Origin of the sequence: Nocardia sp. NPDC051756, from assembly GCF_040681495.1 — a bacterium.
In the GTDB taxonomy this organism is placed as follows: domain Bacteria; phylum Actinomycetota; class Actinomycetes; order Mycobacteriales; family Mycobacteriaceae; genus Nocardia.
In genome coordinates, this window is sequence record NZ_JBFAYV010000004.1 from 516,438 (window position 1) to 534,280 (window position 17,843).

Below are 17,843 nucleotides of genomic sequence, written 5' to 3' on the forward strand. Positions count from 1 at the left end.
CCGGGTCACCGCTCGATGATGTTGTCCCGCATGGCCGGTGGCAACCCGACCACGAGTTGCGAGACGTTGCGCCGCACCTGCCCCACCCGCAGCTCCGGCGGCAACGACTGCCAGACCTGCCGGATCTGTTCGCGTGCGTGGTCCAACTCGCCCTGCCGGGTCCACAGAGTGGCCATGTCGAGATCGAGCAGCGCCCGCCCGACCTGATCCTTCTCCGCCATCGGCAGTTCGAGCATGCGATCGCGGATCGACTCGGCCGCCCGCCAGTCGCCGATCGAGCTCAGCGCGTGCGACTGATGCCAGCGCAGAATGTATTCGGAGGTACCGAGATTGTCGTCGGTCGTCGCCGTGTCGGGCAGCGCGGCGAACATCCGGTCCGCGCGGTTCACCGCGTCCAGGGCATCTCGGCGTCGCCCGATCCGCGCCTGGATGCCGGCCTCGGCCAGCAGCCCGAACACCCCGGCCGCCGTCGGACTCCGGCCGCTGGCCGCCTGTGCCGAACGCGCCGCTGCCAGACCCTGATCCAGCGCGTGCCGGTAGCACTCGTGAGTGTGCGCCATGTGCCCGGCCAGCCAGGCTTCGAGCGTCGGGTCCCCGGCTTGCCGGGCGGCCCGGCGCGCCTTGGCGAACCACATGAAGGTGTCGTGCAGATCGGCGACATCGTTGAGCCGAAAAGCGATGAGCCCCGCGATGATTGCCTCGATGCGGTGCAACCGCCGGTGCAGATCCGCGGAGTGGTCGGTCAGCTTCACCTGCTGGATCTGCGCCAGGTCCCGCATCCGCGCCGGGATGTATTCCGAAGGCGGCTGGACGTAGACGAGATATCCGCTGAGTTCGAGTCCTTCCTCCAACGCGCGCACGGTATCTCGCGCGGTGGAGCCGACTTGCGAAGCGGTGCCGACGATCAGGCGGCTCGGCGGCGCGACCGGCTCCGGGTCGTCATCGGTGTAGTCGTGGCCGAAGCCGAGCCGGTCCGGCCGGGTGCGATACAGCTGGCACAGCGCGTCGAGGAACTGATACGACGGCATGTCCAGACCCGTCTCCCAGCGGGACACGCTCTGATGCGAGAGTCCACGGCACGAGGACCCGTCGGCGGTGACGATCTCTTGTAATCGGTGCGCGACGTCGACGAGCGTGAATCCATACGCGATGCGATGGGCACGCAGCAACGAGACACCGCAATGCGATCGCACCGCGTGCACCTGATCCCACGTCGAACCACCGGCGGCCTCGTATTCGCGGACGACTCGCCTCCCGCACGCAATGCTGTGCGGCCCGTTCATTTCGACTTCCCCCTTGCTGCGCTCAGCTCCGCATTACGCGAACGCACGCAGTGTTGTCGGTTGTCATGGTGCGCCCACGCATGCACATGGACGCCCCTTGTTGTCGAATCGTTCGCACACGCGAAGACGCCCCGCTCCGGCGGCTCGTTCGCTCGCGCCCGTTCGACATCTCCAGATCCCTGCTATCCAGATGGTCGGACACGCGTGAGGTCTCAGCGTTGTCCGCCTACTCGACCGTATCGCTGTACTGGACTTTCGTCCATAAACACCGCGTTCTGCACGCTTGGCGCGCAAGAGCAGGGCAATCCCTGGCCGGTTGATCCGATCAGCGGCACGCTGGGTGGCATGAAAAGAATCGTCATCGTCGGCAGGGTTCTGGCAGACCCGGAGTGCACCGCCGACGAGGATGACCCAGTGTCATTCGCCCATAAAATGGTGCATGTAATGACGCCTATCGCGACTGCGGTGACCGCCTTGGCCACCTTCGTGACCTGCGCCTCGGCAATGAATACCTTGGCTGTGACGGTATTGGCTGCCGCGTGGGTGCTGGCCGGCTGGCTGGCTCGCGGGCGGCGCTGCCACTGCCGGACAGAGCGTCGGCATATCGGGATACGCCATGCCGCAGGGGGTTCCGCCTAGTCGGTTGCCCATGTAACTGAGGCACACACTTCACACGTGATACCGCAGCGGGACTTGTTTAGCCCCATTCCGTTGTAGCTGCGGCGAATCGCGAAAAAATACCCCGGAGTACGGTTCCGGGTGTCGGTCGCATCGGTAATGTGAGCGACATCAACGGGTCCGAGGTCGTACAAAGCAGAGATTCAACTGACCTGCGCGGTATCGGAGCGCTGGTCCTGTTAACCGCGTCATTCGCCATGCTCACGGTGCTGTCGCGCTATCTAGGTAACGGTTTCACCCCGCCCCAACAGGTCTATCTTCGCACGGGACTGGCGTTCTTGATCGCCATACTGGTATTCAGTCGATGGATCCGCTGGCGCACCGTACTCCGGATCAGGATGCGGGAATGGTGCGTAGTCATCGGACGCACCGTCCTGCTGTACGTAGTAGGCACGACTTTGTTCTCGAAAGCCGCGGGAATGACGGCGGTGAGCGATATTTCGTTCATCGCCGCCCTCCCGTTGGTGTCCGCGCTCGGCATGCTGATGCGTAGCGTGCGAGTGTCCGCGGTCCGGGTGCTCTTCGTCGGCGGCTCCGCCGTCGGGGTCGCGATCCTGTCCGGATTCGGTGGCAGTGCCACGAGTTCGCTCAACTACGGCAACCTGATCGCACTGGTCGCGATGGTGGCAATGTCGCTGAGTTATCTCGGCCGGGATTGGCACGACGGCTCATTGAACAATCACGAACTCACCGCGTTGACCCTCGGCGTCGGAGCCGTGGGTGTGGTGCTGACATCCGTGCTGCAAGGAGATGGTCTCCCGCACGTTCCGTCGCACACGTCAGCGGTAATGCTCTGGGCCGCAATCGGTCTCGGGGGCGTGCTCAGTGTGCTGAACGTTTTCCTCATCAACTATTCGTTCGAACGAATCGACGCGGTGCTCAGCGGGAACATGCTGACCGTCGAATGCGTGTGGGGCCTGCTGTTCGGATTGTTCTTCTTCGGTCAGGTACCCACCTGGAGCGGAATCGCAGGCGGCGCAATCATTGTGCTGTGCGCGCTGGCGCTGAACCTGCTCGACGGACGTGCCGCGCCCGCCGAGGCCGAGCCGGAAAACGATGATTCGGCCCCGGACAATACCGATCGGAGAGAACCGGAGTTCGCCGCACTCGCCACCATCGAGCAGACGGCTCCGGTGCTCCGGATGTATCGGCCCGAGGCCCGCGACGAACCGCGATCGGCGCGCGAAGATGAACTGGCGGCGAGTCATTCGTGGATCGGGGCATGGACCGATGACCCGACTAATGAGCACGGTCAGCGCAGCGCCGCCAGTTGAAGGTCGCACATTTCCGATCCGATGCAGGTACGTGCGAGTACCTAGGCGTGGAGCGAACATTCGTGTTCGCCGATCGTGTGAAACGGATTCGAGTGCAGATAGTCGTGCATCGGGGTCTCGCGGAAAAGCGATACCGATTCTGGGAAACGCCGTTTAGTCGGCCGGGCACTTTCGCTACGAAAAGTCCAGGTCAGCGGACTTCTGCTCGCTGACCCGGACTCCTTTTTCGCGGTTAGCCCTTCTTGGAATTCTTGCCACTTGTGGGTTGACCTTGCTGTTGCTGGTGTTGGCCGGCCTGCCCGGTGGCTTGGCTTTGCCCCTGGTTACCGGTCCCGGTGCCTTGGTTTTGGCCCTGGCTACTGTTGCCTTGCTCCCCGGCGTTGGTCCCTTGGCCCTGCGCCTGGCTTCCCGCCCCACTGCTCTGGCTCTGGGATTGCCCGGCCCCGTTGGACTGCTGGCTCCCTGCCTCGTTGCCTTGATCCGGCACCTGCGGTGCTGAGCCTTGGTCTTGACCTGTTTGCTGGCTCTGCTTCTTCATGCAGTCCCTGAACAGGGCATATGTCTCCGCTTTCGCGCTGCACGTGGTTGCGGCGTCCGCGCCGGCGGGGGCGGCCAGCGCAGCGCCTGCCAACACTGCTGCCGTGAATCCGCCGACGACTATGCCGAGTTGCCGGTGAGCTGTCTTGCGCATGTGGCTCCGCTCGTCGAAGTGGGGTGCTGCCGGCGACCGGTGTCGCCGCCCCGTATTCGGATCCGCGGGCCGTTCCGGATCGGTCGTTACCAGGTGTCGTTGCGGTCTTCCGCGAGACGTTCGAGGGCGCGCTCGATCCAGGTGGCGAAGTGGGTGGTGAGGTCGGCGGGAGCGGTGGGGCGGACGGTGATGTGCGGGCCGCGGATCTCGGTATAGCGGCCGTCGTCGGTGATGTCGTGCCATTGCAGGACATTCGACGGTTGGGCGAGGGTGGGTAACGGGGCGGCGAGCAGGACCGCGGTGCCGCCGCCGTCGGTGGGGCGGCCGAGCAGTCGCTGGTATTGCTCACGCGGGGTTTGGCGGGCGACGTCCTCGAAGTGGCCGTTGCGGCGCGGCGCGATGTCGTCGGGGTGGAAGGTGGCGGGGGCGGCGCTGCCCGGCTTGCAGGCGGGGATGGCCTGAACTATGCGGGCGGGCAAGGTTTCCGGGCGGAACATCCGCACCCGGATCGGACCGTGCTCACGATCGGTGCCGCCCTGCATGAGGGTGACGGCACGATAGGGGTTGCGGGCGCCGACGATTCGGTATTCGCGCAGATCGTCGGGTCCGGTGCTGTGCTTGTGTTTGTTTGTGCCGCCGAGGATTTCGATCCGCAGGTCCGAGGTGCCCAGCGTGTGCAGCGCGAGCTGGATCTCCTCCAGCTCGTCGGCGGAGTAGCGGGCGCGCACGGCGTGCCGGTGCGCGGCGAACTCGTCGCGCAGCGCGAACCGGCTGGTGTAGCGCAACGGATTGGGGAACCGGTCATGGGCATCGGAGTACCAGAGGGCAGCGAAATCGTCTGGCTCCCAATTCCATTCAGCCATGCCGGTTCGATCTCCTCCATGTCGTGCGTTCGATAGGTCTTACGGGTGCCCGGCGCCGTATGTCCGCGCGTGCGAGTGGGACATGGCCGCGGCGGAACCGGGGTGTCGCCTCCGTGCGGCCCCGTTCGGCGTGGGGTGCGGGTCTTAGGTGGGGATGTCGCCGCCGATTACGCCGCCGGGGATGGTTTTCGGGAGTTCGCCGAGGAGTTCGTCGGTGTTCTCCTGGGTGATCAGGTAGTCGGGGATCTTGTGTTCCGAGTCGTCCTCGGACTTGCCGCCGCGGGCGCCCGCGCCCATGCCACCCATGCCCGGGGTGCCGCTTGCGCCGCGGGCAGCAGCTGCGGCGGCGGCCGGGTTGGCCGTCGTGGTGCCGGGAGTGGCAGGCGTACCGGGGATGCTGCGGCCCGGCTGCGGGGTCTTCGAATTCGGCGAACCCGGGCTGCCCGGACTGCCGGGGGAGTGCGGGGTGCCCGGGGTCGTCGGAGTGGTGCTCGACGGAACGGTCTTCGTCGGATCTGTAGTGGGGGCGCCCGGATTGGTTGTCGACGGGGTCGTGCTGGCCGGCGTGGTGTCGCTCGGCGTCGTGCTCGACGGCGTGGTTTGGTCGCTCTTCGTCTTGTCGGTCGACTTCTCGTCCGTAGTCGACTCGTCGGGCTTGCCGTCGCCGTCCTTGTCGCCGGGGACGGTCGGGTTGTTCGAATTCTTCTCGGTGTCAGTTGATTTGGGCTGATTCGGCTGACCGCCGTTGTTGTTCTCGTCGGGCTTGTAACCGCCCGGCGGAGGCGTGATATCGACAGCTTTGGTGGGGCTCGTCGGCGTGGGCAAGACCGGGATCTTGCCGTCGATCTGGCTGAACGGCTGCACATAATGCTCGTTCATCGCCACGCGCGCCTTCTGCGTCTCCTCGGACTTCTCCCGTGACAGGTCCCAGCGACTCGGGTGGAACACTCGGGAGCCGAAGGAGGTGTCGACCGTGTCGGGAATCGCCTTCTTGGTGTTGACGATTGCGGTCGCGGCGTCACGGACGCGAGTGTGGAGCTCGGCGAGAGCAGGGGTCAGGGTGTGGGCATCGGTCGTGTACGCCTGGATCGACTTCTTCGAATCGTCCGCGGCTGGGCCGGACCACGCCTGAGAGATCGAGTTCTGGATCGAGCGAGCGAAGGTGGCTACGCCCTGCTCCCAGAGCTGGTGCATCTGCCAGTATTTTTCGGCCTGTTCGATCGCGTCGGTAGTGTCGAGCGGATCGAAGGCGTCCTTGATTGTCGAGTGATCCCAGCTGTCGGTGTGTTCGCCGCCACCCGGAATCCGTGGGGACTCATATCCGCTCATCGGCCGGTCCCGTCTGGGAGGAGGTACGGGCCAGCAGGGAGTTGAGCCGGCGCGCGCTCGGGGAGCGTCTCGTTCAGACGGGTGAATTCACTGGCAAAGTTGCTGTCCGCCTGCATCATTCGCTCTCGGACCGAACGATAGGTCGTCTGGATGTCTTCGACGATCTGGTAATGCTGCTCCATGACCGCGTAGACGTCATTGCCGTCCGCTGCCTTCTTGGCTTTCCCCTTGAATCGATCAACCACGGTGCCTGCCGACACCATCTGCTTGTTTGTTTCCCCGAGGCCCCAGCTCGGCTGATTCGACACTTCATCCGCGATCCTCTGGATTCGCTGGATAGTCCGCTTGAAGTACTCGCAGTCACGATCGATATAGACGAAGTCCTCAGGCTTCATCTCGACTGTCAATTGTCCGTCGCGCGCCGCGTTCACCAGATTGGACATCGGTCGAGGCGATGCGTTCTGATCGTCCCCCATATTTCTTCCCTCCCAGTCGGTCCGTCGCGGTCAATGGATTACACGTTGGCTGGCATGGTCGTCACGACCTTCTCGGCGAGCTTCTGCGTCAGCTCGCAAGTGTCGAGCTGCCCGGTGATACGCCGCGACGGCGGATTGCTGAGGTTGAATTCGAGGCTGCCGCCCTTCATCTCCACATCCACGGTGCATGCGGCCTGCGGGTGGTCCGTGGACTGCCGGTAGGAGATTGCTCGGCGACCGTTGATGGTGAATTCACGGGTATCGAGGAAGTTCTTCGCCCGCGCCATATCGGTGGTGATGTTGGTCGTCTGGATACTTGCGGCGTACCCGTCTGTTTGCGCCCAAAGACACCCGCGCCACTTGATACCGCCCGATGCATTGGAGTCGTCCGGCGTCTTGTCCAGCAACTTCTCGGAGTCCAAAACGCTCTGCGGAATGTCCTTACAAGGGTCAAAGCCGGCGGGCACGTCCGGGGCAACGCTCGTCTTCGACGTCGTGGAACTTCCCGTCGGTTTGCCCCCATCGTTCGACGGCCCACACCCGGCGACCACGAATACGGCGCCGAGCGCGAGAGTGGCCATCTGCCACGAGATCGACCTGCTCGTCATCGGATCCTTCGCCGCCGGTGCTCAGATAGATCGCACGGGGCCGGACCGGCTTCTCCGCCCCCTAGTCAGATCATGCTGACGCTACCGATGCGTCAACCTGGGTGCAAGCGAGTCGCACCGCAGGTCGACGCCATCGGCGGCGGGTTCGAAAAGTTGGCAGAGATTGGCAGAGATCGGGCAGTGGACCTCGCGCAAACGAAGCCCCCGGCCCTGCTCACCCGCCCGGCTCAGCCGCGCGACAGGTCGAGCGCGCCGCCGGCCAGACCGGCGGTGAAGGCGTCCCACTCGCCGGAACTGAAAACGAGCGACGAGCCGTCCGGGTTCTTCGAGTCACGAACGCCGACCATGCCGTCACCGAGAAAGGCGACCTCGACGCAGTCCTGGCTGGGGCTGCTGTAGCTGCTCTTGAACCAGGCGGTGGTTGATCGATCTGTATTCACGTCGCGTACTCCTTCGCGATCTTGCGGATGAGTGCGCGACTGCGGGACTCATCCAATGCCGAACGTTGCAGGTCGACATATGCCTGCTGGTACTTCTGCACCTCGTCGGTCTTCTCAAGGTACAACGCACCGGTGTGACCCTGCATGTATACGACCGGTGGCTCGGTGAGATGGGCCGTTGGGTGCCTTGGGAATTCGAGCAGCACGAACGGCCCCACGGCCAGTCCGCCGTATGCCTCCTTCGAGAGCGGGACCACTCGAACGGAGACGTTGGGCAGTTCATCGACTCCGACGAGATGATGCAGCTGATCCACCATCACCGCCGGACCGCCGATTGCCCGGCGCAGGGTGCATTCGTCGACGACGGTGTCGATGGTCAACGGATTGCCGGCATCGGTCAGCCGAGTCTTGCGTCGAGTGAACAATTCGATCCGTCGTTCGACTTCCGCAGCGGGCATGCTGGGTGAGACCGCCCACGTCATGGCTCGCCGATATCCATCGGTCTGCAACAACCCCGGCAGCAGCACCGTCTGATACGAAACAATCCGCTGCGCCGCCTCCTCCAACCCGACGAACAAATCGAAATGCTTCGGAATGGCATCCCCGTACGCATGCCACCACCCGGTGCGGTGCGACTCCTCGGCCAATCCGAGCAGCATCCGGGTCACGTCCGCGTGCGCGCCGTACAGCGCGCACAGCCGCTCGATGAACAGCGGATTCAACCGGACGGGTTGCCCGGTTTCCATCCGCCACAGTGTTTGCTTGCCAACGCCTATCGCCTTGCGCGCGGTTTCCGCGCTGACGCTGGAATTCTCCCTCAGTTCGCGCAGCTGGCGCGCCAGCATGCGTCGGGGGAGGGTCGATCCGGTGGGGGGCACGACAATTCCCTTTCGTAGCCTCACTATTGGCTGTGGGTGAAACTGGAACCATATGGCGGGCTTCTTTGGAACCTTGTGAATTTTCCCCTTGTTCCGGTACTCGGAACAGTCCCGCCGCTCATTTCCGGTGCTGTACTGAAAGCGCGCCCCGGTCCGTGTCCTAGAAGTCCTGAAACCTTATCTGCGCGAGCGGGTTCAGGTCCACTCGGATCGGGCGCACCCCGCAACCGATCGAGGTGAGTAGAGGTTCGATATGAGCGACCCGATGTTCACGGATACCCCTGTTTCGCGCTGTGCCTATTACCGGCGCTGCGGCCTACCCGCCGGCATCCACCCGGAGGTGGGCCGAATCGTGGTCAAAGTCGGTCTGGTAGGCGCAATCACGATGCCTGCCCGGCTCGGCCAGCGCGTCCGCGACGACATGTTGTACCGCGGCTGCGCCCTCGGGCCGATCGTGGCCCACATCCGTTCCCGCCGTTGGACTTTCCTGTGCCGCCCGGATGTGCCCGACGACCAGCCGCTGTTCACCGAGCTGTTCCGGCTCGACGTGGCCGTCGTCCCGTTCGGCGGTGAGATCGCCCTGCCGTCCCCGGCGGACGCGCACACCCCGTCCCGCACCTGGATCGTGCCGCCCCGCGACACCTTCCGTCCATCCGGCGCGGTGGTGCTCGACTACCTGCGCGCCTGCACCAGGAGGCCGACCCGATGAGCGACGCAGTGCCGCAACGAGAGTGCGCGCCTACCGCCGAACGGCCGGGTGAGTGAGATGTTGCCGACGAGAAGTCAAGTGTTGCAAGCCTGTCGCGGCAGTGTCGGCGACCATCCGTTGCTGACCGCGGTGCACGAGCTGACCACCCTGCACGAACGCAGGCCGACCGCGACCCGCGAAACCATCCGGGAGATAGACGAATACCGCGCCCGGGAGGTCCGCGACATCGATCGGTGGGTCGCCACCCGCCTGCCGGTCCCGCGCGGCGGCGCCTACCTGCACACCGAGACCATCGGCGCGATCCTCGACCGCCTCGCGCAGTTCACCGCCTGCGCCTACGCGGCGCTGGCCGACGAGTCCGACTGGGACCTCTGGTTCGCCTGGGAACGCCTCGCTGAGCTGGCCGTCGGCTACGAGGACCTGGTCGAGGAACTCACTGCGGGCCGGCGTCGGCTCCCGAGCAGGTGTTGATCATGAGATTTGTTCGGGTCACGCCGATTCCGGCATTGATTGGGTCACGATTCGCCGGGTATCGGAGAATCCGCGAGGGAGCCTTCATTATTGGGTTAACCTGCCGGGGATTGTTCGATAAGCCGAGGGAGTTGCCGTTGATAGTGGGCGGCAGTCGGCGTTGGGCGGCGATGGTGGCAATAGCCGTGGTCGTGGCCGCGCTGTGCGGATGCGGCACCATATCCAAGGAATCCTCGGCGCGCCCCAGCGCCGAGACCTCCCCGCCGCGGGCGGCGAAAGCGCAGGTAGGGACGCCGGGTTCGGCTGAGCTGGCGGCCATCGCGCCCGGCGCCGCCGACCTCATGGCGCGAATCCGCGCCACCGATCCGTGCGCGCTGCTGAATCGCGAATATGCCGAGCGGCTAGGCGTTTTCCAGCGCTTCGACCGCAGCCCCGGTATGGATCGCGGCAGCGGCTGGACCGGATGCGGATTGATACTCAGCGCTCCGGACGACGCTTATTACGCGTTCAATCTGGAACTCGACAAGCTCTACACCTCGGACAAGCGCGCGGCGGACAAGACCGAGCAGATCAACGGCCGCACCGTGTTTCGCAGCGCGAACAGCGACGACCGGGCCGACGCGTACAGCTGTGAGTACCGAATTCCGGCCGGGGACACCGGATTCGCGCACTTCCTCAGCGTCGCCAAGCTCGCGGGCTCGGCGAAGACGCCGGTCCCGTGGTCGCAGCCCTGCCGGTTCACCAGGGAATACCTCGCCGCGACCCTCGACGGCCTGGTGGCCCTGCCGCCGCGTCCCATCGACGATCAGGGCGGGCGGTCGCTGATCCAGCGCAACCCGTGTGCGGCCACCGCCCCGATCACCGCGCAATTCCTCGGCTGGCAGATGACCTCGGTCGGCTGGCCCAAGGCGTACAAGTGCTCGATCACCCTGGTCCAGCCCGGCGGTTCACATCGGGTCACCGTCGAGATCTCGTTCGACCAGACCAGCGAGCAGATGGTCAAGACGGGGGAGGTCCTGCGCCTGCCCTCCGGCCTCGACGGCGGCCAGTCCATCCAGTACGCGCGGCACACGAACGTGGAGGGCCTCACCGGCATAGAGCTGCGCACGGTCCAGTCCACCGACCCGACCCGGCAGAACTCCAGCTGCGCGGTGACCCTGAACTACCGCCGCGCCGACCCACCCACCGCCAACAACGCCCATCTACTGACGATTTCGGTCAACCTGGCCCCCGCCGCCCCACCCTTCCCCTTCGACGCCTGCACTCAAGCCGCCCAGATCACCCCCACCGTCCTGCACGCGATTCCCTGACCGTCGGTGCCGCGGCGCACACCGTCTGCCCGCCTGGCGTGCGGGACGGCGAATTGGGTATAGGCAATTAGACTGGTTGAGCAGACGACCGGGAATCGCACGGTGTTGTGTGATGCGGGATTCGCCCGGTGCGGCGTACCCGAGGACGAAGCGAGGAGGTGGGGCCGATGTCGAGCACCGAAGACAGGCGCTTCGAGGTCCTGCGCGCGATCGTCGCGGACTATGTCGCGACCAAGGAGCCGATCGGGTCGAAGAGCCTGGTGGAACGGCACAATCTGGGCGTTTCCAGTGCGACTGTGCGCAACGACATGGCGGTGCTGGAGGCCGAGGGCTACATCACGCAGCCGCACACCAGTTCCGGGCGCATCCCCACCGACAAGGGCTACCGGCAGTTCGTGGATCGCATCGCCGAGGTGAAGCCGCTCTCCGGCGCCGAGCGCCGGGCGATCATGGAATTCCTGGAATCGGGCGTCGATCTCGACGACGTGCTGCGCCGCGGCGTGCGCCTGCTGGCCCAGCTGACCAGGCAGGTCGCGGTGGTGCAGTACCCGTCGGTGTCCGCGTCCACGGTCCGGCACATCGAGGTGGTCGCGCTGAATCCCGCGCGCCTGCTGCTCGTGGTGATCACCGACACCGGACGCGTCGATCAGCGCCTGGTCGAACTCGGCGCGCTGGTAGATGACGAGGACTTGGCCGCGCTGCGCGGCATGCTCGGCGGCGCGATGGACGGCAAACGGCTGGCGCACGCCTCGGCGGCGGTGGCCGAGCTACCCGAGCACGCGCCGCTGCGGCTGCGCGATGTGCTGATCCGGGTGTCGACCGTGCTGGTCGAGACGCTGGTCGAGCATCCGGAGGAACGACTCGTGCTCGGCGGCACCGCCAACCTGACCCGCAACGCCGCCGATTTCGGCTTCCCCGGTTCGCTGCGTGACGTGCTGGAGGCGCTGGAAGAGCAGGTGATCGTGCTCAAGCTGCTGGCCGCCGCGCAGCAGCCGGGCACCGTCACCGTCCGCATCGGCGAGGAAACCCAGGTCGAGCAGATGCGCGGCACCTCGGTGGTGTCGACCGGCTACGGCACCTCGGGGGCGATCCTCGGCGGCATGGGCGTGCTCGGCCCGACCCGGATGGACTATCCCGGCACCATCGCCTCGGTCGCGGCGGTCGCCCGGTACATCGGCGAGGTCCTCGCCGAACGCTGACGGCTCCGATGCCGCTGATACCCTCGTACTTCCGGCCGGATAAAGTTGAGTGCATCCGACTAATGCTGGCCATCAGCATGCGGTTGGAGCGGTGAAGCACCGTCGGCACTGTCGAGAACGACCAAGGACTAGAGAACTCAAGTGGCACGGGACTACTACGGACTGCTCGGCGTCGCGAAGAACGCGACCGACCAGGAGATCAAGCGCGCCTATCGCAAGTTGGCGCGGGAACTCCATCCCGACATCAACCCGGATGAGACGGCGCAGGCCAAGTTCAAGGAAGTGTCGGCCGCCTACGAGGTGTTGTCGGATCCGGAGAAGCGGCGCATCGTCGACCTCGGCGGCGACCCGCTGGAATCCGGCGGCGGCGGTGGCGGATTCTCCGGCGCCGGCTTCGGCGGACTCGGCGACGTGTTCGAGGCCTTCTTCGGCGGCATGAGCAACTCCGGTGGCGCGCGCAAGCCGCGCGGCCGGGTGCAGCCCGGCGCGGACTCGCTGCTGCGGACCCGGCTCAGCCTGGCCGAATGCGCGGTCGGCGTGACCAAGCATCTGACCGTCGACACCGCGATCCTGTGCGACGTGTGTACCGGCGCGGGCACCAACGGCAAGTCCAAGCCGGTGCGCTGCGAAACCTGCGGCGGCGCAGGCGAAGTGCAGTCCGTGCAGCGTTCGTTCCTCGGCCAGGTGCTCACCTCGCGCCCCTGCCCGACCTGCCGCGGCGCCGGCGAGACCATTCCGGATCCGTGCCACAAGTGTGGTGGCGACGGCCGCGTGCGTGCGCGTCGCGAGATCGCCGCGCCGATCCCGGCCGGTGTCGCGAACGGCATGCGGGTGCGGCTGGCCGCGCAAGGCGAGGTCGGCCCCGGCGGCGGGCACGCCGGTGATCTCTACGTGGAGATCGTCGAGCAGCCGCACGACGTGTTCGTCCGCGACGGCGATGACCTGCACTGCACCATCCGCGTCCCGATGGTCGACGCGACCCTCGGCACCACCGTGGTGATCGACACCATCCTCGACGGCCCCACCGAGCTGACCATCGCGCCGGGCACGCAGCCGGGCGAGGTCTCGGTGCTGCGCGGGCACGGCATGCCGCGGCTGCGCTCCGGCGCGCGCGGCGACCTGCTCGCGCACCTGGACATCGTCATCCCGGCCAAGCTGGACGGCAAGCAGACCGAACTGCTGCGCAAGTACAAGGGCATGCGCCCGAGCGAGCGCGCCGAGGTCATGTCGACCCAGTCCGAGCACAACAGCGGCCTGTTCGCCAGGCTGCGGGCCTCGTTCAGCGGGCGCTAATTGGCCGCGACGGTCTTCTACCTCGACGAGGTGCCCGAACCGGGCGCCATCGCCGTGCTCGACGGCCCGGAGGGCAGGCACGCCGCCACGGTGCGCCGCATCCGGGTCGGCGAGCCGATCACGTTGTCGGACGGGCGCGGTGTGCTCGCCGAATCGGAAGTCGTTGCGGCCCAACGTGACCGGCTGGACCTGCGGGTACTGAATCGCACTGTCGCGCAACCGGTTTCGCCGCGCGTGACGGTCGTTCAGGCGCTGCCGAAGTCGGACCGCTCGGAACTGGCCGTCGAGCTGATGACCGAGGCCGGCGCGGACGCGATCGTGCCGTGGCAGGCCGCCCGCTGCATCGCGAACTGGGAAGGCAAGGCGGGCAAGGCCGTCGACAAGTGGCGCGCCGCCGCTCGTTCGGCCGCCCGCCAGTCCCGCCGCCCCTATATCCCCGAGGTAGCGGATCTGCACCGCACCCGCGACCTGCTCGACCTGATCCGAAAAGCCAAGGCGGACGGCGCAATCGTCGCGGCCCTGCACGAATCCGGCACGGGACGCTTCACCGAACTCGCCTTCGCGGGCGCGCCCGCGGTCGTGCTGATCGTCGGCCCCGAGGGTGGGCTCGACGGTTCGGAGCTGGCCGCGCTGTCCGAGGCGGGCGCCGACATCGTCCTGCTCGGTCCCACTGTGCTCCGTACCTCCACCGCCGCGGCCGTCGCGCTCGGCGCCCTCGGTGCCCTGACTCCACGCTGGTAGTCGTTCATGCGGTGGCAGCCGCCGCCAAGGATCTCTCAGCGAAGTTCGGCGTGCTGATGCTGCGCGTGGTGGCGGCTACGAAATGCCAAGGTGGACACCAGGATCAAGCCGATCACCAGCAGCGCGGCGTCGCAGGCGACGAGTCCCGCCCAGCCGTGCTTGGTGTAGGCGATGCCCGACGCACCGCCGATGACGCCGCTGCCCACATAGAACGAGAACAGATACAGCGACGAAGCGGCCCCGCGATTGCCGGACGCGAGCACGCCGACCCAGGCGCTCGCCACCGTATGCGCACCGAAAAACCCTGCCGTGCACAGGGACATGCCGAGCACGAGCGTCACGAGGTTGTCGGGAATGGTCAGCGCCAACCCGGCACCCATCAGCATCACCGTGCCGGCGAGCACCCGATGCCTGCCGATCCGATCGGCCAGTCGCCCGGCCACCGTCGCGACCGCGGTACCGGCCAGATAGAGCAGAAACACCAAACCCGCTACCGCATCCGGCAATTCGAACGGCGTCTGGGTGAGCCGGTAGCCGAGGAAGTTGTAGAGCGAGACGAAAGTACCCACCAGAACCAACGCGAGCCCGAACAGCGCCAGCAGCCCGCGATTCCGTAATTGACCGGCGAGATCGCCCAGCACAGTGCGGATTCCGGCGGGCCGGGCGACGAAACCACGCGACGGCGGCAGACTGCGGACGAACCACACGGTGCACACCGCGGCCGCCACCGAAATGGTCGCCTCGGCCCAGCGCCAGGAACCCAGTCCGAGGGTGAACGCCGGAATCACCCGGCCGGCCAGCCCGCCCATGCTGGTACCCGCGATGTACACGCCCATCGCGGCCCCGAGCCCCGCCGTACCGATCTCCTCCGCGAGATAGGCCATCGCCACCGCGGGGACGCCTGCCAACGTGAGCCCTTGCAACGCCCGCCCGGTCAGTAGCACCTCCAGCGACGGACTGAACGGCAGCAGCAACCCGATCGCCGCCGAGGTGACCGCGGACGCCGTCATCACCCGCGTCCGCCCGATCCGCGAGGACAGCGCGCTCACCGGAATGATCGCCAACGCGAGAAACGCGGTGGTCAGCGAAACCGCGAGCGCCGCATGGGCGGGTGTCGCGCCGAATGCTTCGGACAGGCTCGGCAGCAACGCCTGCGCGCTGTACATCGTCGCGAAGGTGGCCAACCCCGCCGCGAACAGTGCCGTGGTGATCCGGCGCTCATGCGACGTACGCCCCCCGGCGACCGGCGGGCTCTTCGTCGAGGTCATGGCTTTCAGGATCACCGGCCACCCCTTCCGAAGGGAAATGAATAATAATGGGGGAGTTCATGCACTGAGCGCATATAGGGAGAGCAGTCCGGGCCGCTCCGAGCTGCCCTGTGACACGAGTCACCGGGAGGAGGTGGACACGTGCTGAGCGAAGACCTCGAATGGTTCATCACGCTCGCCGAGCTGGAACGCGTCGGCGCGGCCGCCGAACGCCTGCACATCGCCCAGCCGACGCTGTCCCGCATGCTCGGCCGCCTGGAGCGCAGGCTCGGGGTCGAGCTGTTCGACCGCCGCGGCAAACGCATCATCCTCAACGAATTCGGCCGCATCTATTACGAACAGGCCCGCCGCGCGCAATCCGAACTCGACACCGCCGCCACCTCCATCGCCGACCTGAACAGCCCCGCCAACGGTGTTGTGCGCCTGTCCTTCCTGCATTCCTTCGGCGGCTGGCTGGTCCCGCAACTGGTCGGCGAATTCCGCCGCGGTTCGGCCAGAATCACTTTCGCGCTGCGCCAGGGGGCCGCCGAAATGGTGGCCAACGATGTGCTCAGCGGGACATCGGATCTGGGTATCGTCTCGCCGCGCCCGACCACGGCCGGAATCGGCTGGCGCGGCCTGCTGCGGCAGCGGCTCGCGCTGGCCGTTCCGGTCGATCACCGGCTGGCCGGGCGCAAGCAGGTGCGCCTCGACGAGGTCGCCGAGGAGGACTTCATCGCCATGCATCCCGGCTTCGGCATGCGCCGCATCGTCGACGAACTGTCCGCCGCCGCCGACCTGCGCCTGCGGGTCGCCTTCGAGGCCAGCGACCTCGTCACCGTCGCGGGCCTGGTCGCCGCAGGTCTGGGCGTCGGGGTGCTGCCGGAGGAGGACATCGGCCCGGCGACCTCGCCGCGGGTGGCCGGGGTGAAGGCCGACGTGCGGCTACCCGGGCCGGTGCTGATCCCGCTTGCGGATGCCGGCGCCACCCGCGAGGTCGGGCTGGTGTGGTCGGCCTCGACGTCGGCGTCCGGGGCGACGCGACGCTTTCGTGATTTCACCGAGGATTGGGCGCAACGACGCCGGGGAATCCCCTGATCATCAAGCCTCTCCGTTAGCGGCTTATTCACTGGGCGGTGTCGGTGGGGCGCGTTAAACTTTCATCAACACAGCAGCACGTCGAGACCGGAAAGCAGGCTATAGCCACTTTTGAGAACACAAGGCGAGATCGGCGACCCGACAACCTCCGCAGCAGGTACGAGCGCTGACGACAACACCTCGGGTCCCGCAGCACGCACCGTGCGTTCCAGTATCGAACTCGCTCCCGAATCCGTGTTCCCGTTCCTCGGTTCGGCCGACCAGAACCTGCGTGAACTCGAAGAGTTGCTCGACGCGGACATTCACGTCCGCGGCAATTCCGTCACCCTCACCGGCAAGGCGGCCGACGTCGCCCTCGCCGAGCGAGTGATCGAACAGCTCGTCGCGCTCACCGGCCGCAATCGAGTGGTGACCCCGGAAGCGGTGCGGCACACCGTTTCGATGCTCACGGAGGGCTCCTCCGAGTCCCCGGCCGAGGTGCTCAGCCTGGACATCCTGTCCCGGCGCGGCAAGACCGTCCGGCCCAAGACGCTGAACCAGAAACGCTACGTCGACGCGATCGACGCCAACACCATCGTGTTCGGCATCGGCCCCGCGGGCACCGGCAAGACGTATCTGGCGATGGCCAAGGCCGTGCAGGCCTTGCAGACCAAGCAGGTCACCCGGATCATCCTCACCCGCCCCGCGGTGGAGGCCGGCGAGCGGCTCGGCTTCCTGCCCGGCACGCTCAACGAGAAGATCGACCCGTACCTGCGCCCGCTCTACGACGCACTGCACGACATGATGGATCCCGAGGCCATTCCGAAGCTGATGGCGGCCGGAGTCATCGAGGTCGCGCCGCTGGCGTACATGCGCGGTCGCACGCTGAACGATTCGTTCATCGTGCTCGACGAGGCGCAGAACACCACGGCCGAGCAGATGAAGATGTTCCTCACCCGGCTCGGGTTCGGTTCGAAGATCGTGGTGACCGGTGACGTCAGCCAGGTCGACCTGCCGACCGGCGCGCGCTCGGGTCTGCGTGCGGCGAGTGAGATCCTCACCGACATCGACGACATCCACTTCTCCTACCTGACCAGCAGCGACGTGGTCCGGCACCGGCTGGTCGCGGATATCGTCGACGCCTACGATCGGGCCGAGTCGGAGCGTGCGCCGCAGGTCGGCGCGCACTATCCGGGCAATCGGGCCCAGCGCCGGGCCGCGAGCCGAGGCGATCGACACTGAGTTGCGCACAATGTCGGTCATTCGGTCGACACCC

General features: G+C 66.5%; 18 protein-coding genes. 10 read left to right on the forward strand and 8 right to left on the reverse strand.

Annotated elements, in window-relative coordinates; genetic code table 11:
* Positions 1 to 5: 5 nt before the first annotated feature.
* A complete protein-coding gene (locus tag AB0M22_RS19365) occupies positions 6 to 1,283 on the reverse strand; it encodes a helix-turn-helix transcriptional regulator (protein ID WP_364728239.1) in 1,278 nt (425 codons plus the stop codon).
* A gap of 345 nt (positions 1,284 to 1,628) precedes the next feature.
* Here AB0M22_RS19365 and AB0M22_RS19370 point away from each other — a divergent pair, with 345 nt between their 5' ends.
* A complete protein-coding gene (locus AB0M22_RS19370; RefSeq protein ID WP_364728242.1) occupies positions 1,629 to 1,922 on the forward strand; it encodes a hypothetical protein in 294 nt (97 codons plus the stop codon).
* 236 nt (positions 1,923 to 2,158) lie between these two features.
* Positions 2,159 to 3,235, forward strand: coding sequence for a DMT family transporter (locus tag AB0M22_RS19375; protein WP_364728244.1), 1,077 nt, complete (start codon positions 2,159 to 2,161; stop codon positions 3,233 to 3,235).
* A gap of 777 nt (positions 3,236 to 4,012) precedes the next feature.
* On the opposite strand, the gene AB0M22_RS19380 is transcribed toward AB0M22_RS19375, so the two are convergent.
* From AB0M22_RS19380 to AB0M22_RS19405, 6 genes are all read right to left on the reverse strand, one after another.
* A complete protein-coding gene (locus AB0M22_RS19380; protein WP_364728247.1) occupies positions 4,013 to 4,789 on the reverse strand; it encodes an ESX secretion-associated protein EspG in 777 nt (258 codons plus the stop codon).
* Positions 4,790 to 4,933: 144 nt separating this feature from the next.
* Positions 4,934 to 6,118: a hypothetical protein gene (locus AB0M22_RS19385; protein WP_364728249.1), complete on the reverse strand. Its 1,185-nt coding sequence runs from the start codon at positions 6,116 to 6,118 to the stop codon at positions 4,934 to 4,936.
* The gene (locus tag AB0M22_RS19390; protein ID WP_364728252.1) at positions 6,115 to 6,561 is read right to left on the reverse strand and encodes a hypothetical protein; all 447 of its coding nucleotides are present in this window, start codon (positions 6,559 to 6,561) and stop codon (positions 6,115 to 6,117) included. Before AB0M22_RS19390 ends, AB0M22_RS19385 begins: the two co-directional genes overlap by 4 nt.
* Before the next feature lie 71 nt (positions 6,562 to 6,632).
* Positions 6,633 to 7,202 (reverse strand): DUF3558 domain-containing protein, encoded by a 570-nt coding sequence (locus AB0M22_RS19395; RefSeq protein WP_364728255.1) that lies wholly within the window; start codon positions 7,200 to 7,202, stop codon positions 6,633 to 6,635.
* 227 nt (positions 7,203 to 7,429) lie between these two features.
* Positions 7,430 to 7,642, reverse strand: coding sequence for a DUF397 domain-containing protein (locus AB0M22_RS19400; RefSeq protein ID WP_364728258.1), 213 nt, complete (start codon positions 7,640 to 7,642; stop codon positions 7,430 to 7,432).
* A complete protein-coding gene (locus AB0M22_RS19405; RefSeq protein WP_364728261.1) occupies positions 7,639 to 8,520 on the reverse strand; it encodes a helix-turn-helix transcriptional regulator in 882 nt (293 codons plus the stop codon). Before AB0M22_RS19405 ends, AB0M22_RS19400 begins: the two co-directional genes overlap by 4 nt.
* Before the next feature lie 253 nt (positions 8,521 to 8,773).
* On the opposite strand from AB0M22_RS19405, the gene AB0M22_RS19410 reads away from it, so the two are divergent.
* From AB0M22_RS19410 to AB0M22_RS19435, 6 genes are all read left to right on the forward strand, one after another.
* The gene (locus tag AB0M22_RS19410) at positions 8,774 to 9,229 is read left to right on the forward strand and encodes a DNA-directed RNA polymerase subunit beta (RefSeq protein WP_364728263.1); all 456 of its coding nucleotides are present in this window, start codon (positions 8,774 to 8,776) and stop codon (positions 9,227 to 9,229) included.
* Positions 9,230 to 9,307: 78 nt separating this feature from the next.
* Positions 9,308 to 9,700 (forward strand): DUF4254 domain-containing protein, encoded by a 393-nt coding sequence (locus tag AB0M22_RS19415; protein WP_364728266.1) that lies wholly within the window; start codon positions 9,308 to 9,310, stop codon positions 9,698 to 9,700.
* Positions 9,701 to 9,810: 110 nt separating this feature from the next.
* Positions 9,811 to 11,010 carry a DUF3558 family protein gene (locus AB0M22_RS19420; RefSeq protein WP_364728269.1) on the forward strand — a complete coding sequence of 400 codons (1,200 nt, stop codon included), beginning with the start codon at positions 9,811 to 9,813 and terminating at the stop codon, positions 11,008 to 11,010.
* A gap of 167 nt (positions 11,011 to 11,177) precedes the next feature.
* A complete protein-coding gene (gene hrcA / locus AB0M22_RS19425; RefSeq protein ID WP_364728272.1) occupies positions 11,178 to 12,209 on the forward strand; it encodes a heat-inducible transcriptional repressor HrcA in 1,032 nt (343 codons plus the stop codon).
* Positions 12,210 to 12,350: 141 nt separating this feature from the next.
* Positions 12,351 to 13,502 (forward strand): molecular chaperone DnaJ, encoded by a 1,152-nt coding sequence (gene dnaJ, locus AB0M22_RS19430; RefSeq protein WP_150402998.1) that lies wholly within the window; start codon positions 12,351 to 12,353, stop codon positions 13,500 to 13,502.
* The gene (locus tag AB0M22_RS19435) at positions 13,503 to 14,243 is read left to right on the forward strand and encodes a 16S rRNA (uracil(1498)-N(3))-methyltransferase (RefSeq protein WP_364728275.1); all 741 of its coding nucleotides are present in this window, start codon (positions 13,503 to 13,505) and stop codon (positions 14,241 to 14,243) included.
* 35 nt (positions 14,244 to 14,278) lie between these two features.
* On the opposite strand, the gene AB0M22_RS19440 is transcribed toward AB0M22_RS19435, so the two are convergent.
* Positions 14,279 to 15,511 (reverse strand): MFS transporter, encoded by a 1,233-nt coding sequence (locus AB0M22_RS19440; RefSeq protein ID WP_364728278.1) that lies wholly within the window; start codon positions 15,509 to 15,511, stop codon positions 14,279 to 14,281.
* Between the two features lie 141 nt (positions 15,512 to 15,652).
* On the opposite strand from AB0M22_RS19440, the gene AB0M22_RS19445 reads away from it, so the two are divergent.
* Both AB0M22_RS19445 and AB0M22_RS19450 read left to right on the forward strand, forming a co-directional pair.
* Positions 15,653 to 16,588 (forward strand): LysR family transcriptional regulator, encoded by a 936-nt coding sequence (locus AB0M22_RS19445; RefSeq protein WP_364728281.1) that lies wholly within the window; start codon positions 15,653 to 15,655, stop codon positions 16,586 to 16,588.
* A gap of 129 nt (positions 16,589 to 16,717) precedes the next feature.
* Positions 16,718 to 17,809, forward strand: coding sequence for a PhoH family protein (locus tag AB0M22_RS19450; RefSeq protein WP_364729817.1), 1,092 nt, complete (start codon positions 16,718 to 16,720; stop codon positions 17,807 to 17,809).
* The last annotated feature ends 34 nt before the right edge of the window (positions 17,810 to 17,843 follow it).